Source organism: Kamptonema animale CS-326 (assembly GCF_028330895.1).
GTDB classification, from domain to species: domain Bacteria; phylum Cyanobacteriota; class Cyanobacteriia; order Cyanobacteriales; family Microcoleaceae; genus Kamptonema; species Kamptonema formosum.
The window spans coordinates 1-2,410 of the sequence record NZ_JAQMUA010000199.1; the positions used below are offsets into that span (position 1 = coordinate 1).

Sequence of the window (2,410 nt, forward strand, 5' to 3'; positions counted from 1 at the left end):
CGCCAGGATGGCGGCGTTACAAACAATTATGCGTAAGTCTTATCCATATTACAAGTTAATTTCTGTCACCGCGATATTACCTGAAAAGCACACATCCACATCAGTACCGGGAGCGCGAGGGCGTTTCCCGTATTCCCCAACATAATAAAAATATTCCCCTTCAATCCGATATTCTACGGGCAAAGGTTGCGTAGAAAGCGGGCAAAATACAATAGGTGGATCTGGTGTACCCGGTTGCAAATGTGGTAAATTTACATTCCAGAAACTACCCGGTTTTGGCGGACGATTGAGTAACTCAGCTAAAACGCGAGATGTCCAGCGAGTTGCCAAATCCCAATCAATTACTAGAGGTTTTTTAATCCAGTGAGAAATTGCGATCGCGGGTATACCTAACATCGCCGCCTCGCGGACAGCGGCCACCGTCCCTGAGATATAGATATCCGCCCCCAAATTGCCCCCCGGATTAATCCCAGAAAGCACAAATTTAGCTTGAGGACAAACGTGAGTTAAGGCAATGCGAACGCAATCAACAGGCGTACCGCCAATAGCATACTCAAATTCTGAGCGGCGATCGACATGAATAGGAATGTGAGTTGTAACTTGATGGCCGCAACCAGATAATTGACCTTGAGGAGCAACTATAAATACTTTATCATTTACTGCCTTCAACAATGCCTGAATGCCAGGTGCATCTATTCCATCGTCATTGGTTAGAATGAAAGTCATATTAAATTGTTAATTGTTAGTGGTTAGTGGTTAGTGGTTAGTGGTTAATTGTTAACTAAACGTAGGGTGGGCGCTCGCCGCCTCAAGCGATGTTTTTCATAGCCAGAGATGATTGTCGGCGAGCGCCCACCTTACAATTAACAACTAACAACTAACCACTAACAATTAACCTTCTAATTCAGTTTTAGACTTGTGATAAACTGGACTACCTTTATCAGGTACGAAATGGCAAAGGCGAGAAGAACGCCAAAAATCCCCTAAAATTGACCCCTTAGACTTGCGGTAGTAGTCTCCCAAAATCGGCTTAATTGCTTCATTTGCAGTTAACAAGTGGTAATGGGGAATGCTCAAGAAAATATGGTGAACCACATGAGTGCCGATATTATGGTGGATGTTATTGATCAACCCATAATCGCGGTCAATCGTGGACAAAGCACCTTTGAGAAAATACCAATCTTTGCCGCGATACCAGGGAATATCTGCCTCAGTATGATGCAGATATGTTACTAAATCTAGCCATGCTACAAACACGAGGTAAGGCATCGCATAATATTTTACCAACCACATGAAGCCCCATTGATAGGTCAAAAATCCCAGCAACCCTACCATTAAACTAAAACAGATAGTGCTGGTAATGACATCCCACTTTTCCGAAGGTTTGAACAGATCGCTATTAGGGTTAAAGTGGGAAGCTTCTGGTCTTTCTGGCGACCGTTTAAACAGATATACCGGATAGGCAAACAGCATTAAAAACTCAAACCGGAGAAACTTTTCTAAAGAGTTCATGCTCCGATATTTGGTTTCAGTGACGGGATACCAGCTTTCATCGGTTTCGATGTTTCCAGTATTTTGGTGATGGGTGCGATGGCTGATCCGCCAACCGTGATAGGGTACGAGAATGGGAGTGTGAGAGATGTGGCCGATGAGGTTATTCAGCCATTTGTATCTGGAAAAAGAACCGTGTCCGCAGTCGTGCCCGACCACAAATAATGCCCAGAACATGGTACCTTGTATCACCCAGAATACTGGCCAGAAAAACCAGGAATCTAGGGCGTGTGCTGCTGCATAAAGACCGCTGATTATTGAGATGTCGAGAAAGAAGTAAAACAGGGATTTCCCGGTGGAAGGTACGAAACATTCTGAGGGAATGGCTGCCTTCAATTGCTGTAGGGTGAAGGGGAGTTCAGAACTGCCGTTCAGGGATTCGTCTGGGAGAGTAACGCTTAACTGAGCGATCTTAGATGGCACGATTATCTCAAAATGACGGTAAACAATGGGGCTTATTCTACCTTTACTGAGCATAATTAACCAGTCTTTTAAAATTAACCAATTAGGTGTATGCTATGGCTTCGATTCTCTCTTTTTGTTGGTAGGTCGCCTCGGAGCTAGGGGAAAAGAGGGGCTAGGGGCTAGGGGAAGAGAGGGGCTAGGATGCTCCAATGCTCAGATGCTCCGATGCTCAGGGCTAGGGGAAGAAGGGAAGAGTTTACTGCATTTTCCTTCTTCCTTCTTCCTTCTTCCTTCAGCAAAGATTTAGCGAACTGAAGAAAAAATTAAGCGGATTGTGGTAAAGTTTTGTGTCGAACCCTGTAGACTCTGAGTTCCTAAAACCCTTGATTCTAGTTCCTCTCTTCCCCTAGCCTCTAGCCTCTAGCCCCTAGCCCCTAGCCCCTAGCCCCTAGCC

The 2,410-nt window shown here is 45.0% G+C and carries 2 protein-coding genes; both read right to left on the reverse strand.

Features of this window, described 5'->3' with window-relative positions; genetic code table 11:
- Nucleotides 1–48: 48 nt before the first annotated feature.
- The gene (surE, locus tag PN499_RS11550; RefSeq protein ID WP_272032019.1) at nt 49–726 is read right to left on the reverse strand and encodes a 5'/3'-nucleotidase SurE; all 678 of its coding nucleotides are present in this window, start codon (nt 724–726) and stop codon (nt 49–51) included.
- 165 nt (nt 727–891) lie between these two features.
- Nucleotides 892–1,974 carry a fatty acid desaturase gene (locus PN499_RS11555; RefSeq protein ID WP_272032020.1) on the reverse strand — a complete coding sequence of 361 codons (1,083 nt, stop codon included), beginning with the start codon at nt 1,972–1,974 and terminating at the stop codon, nt 892–894.
- Nucleotides 1,975–2,410 lie beyond the last annotated feature (436 nt).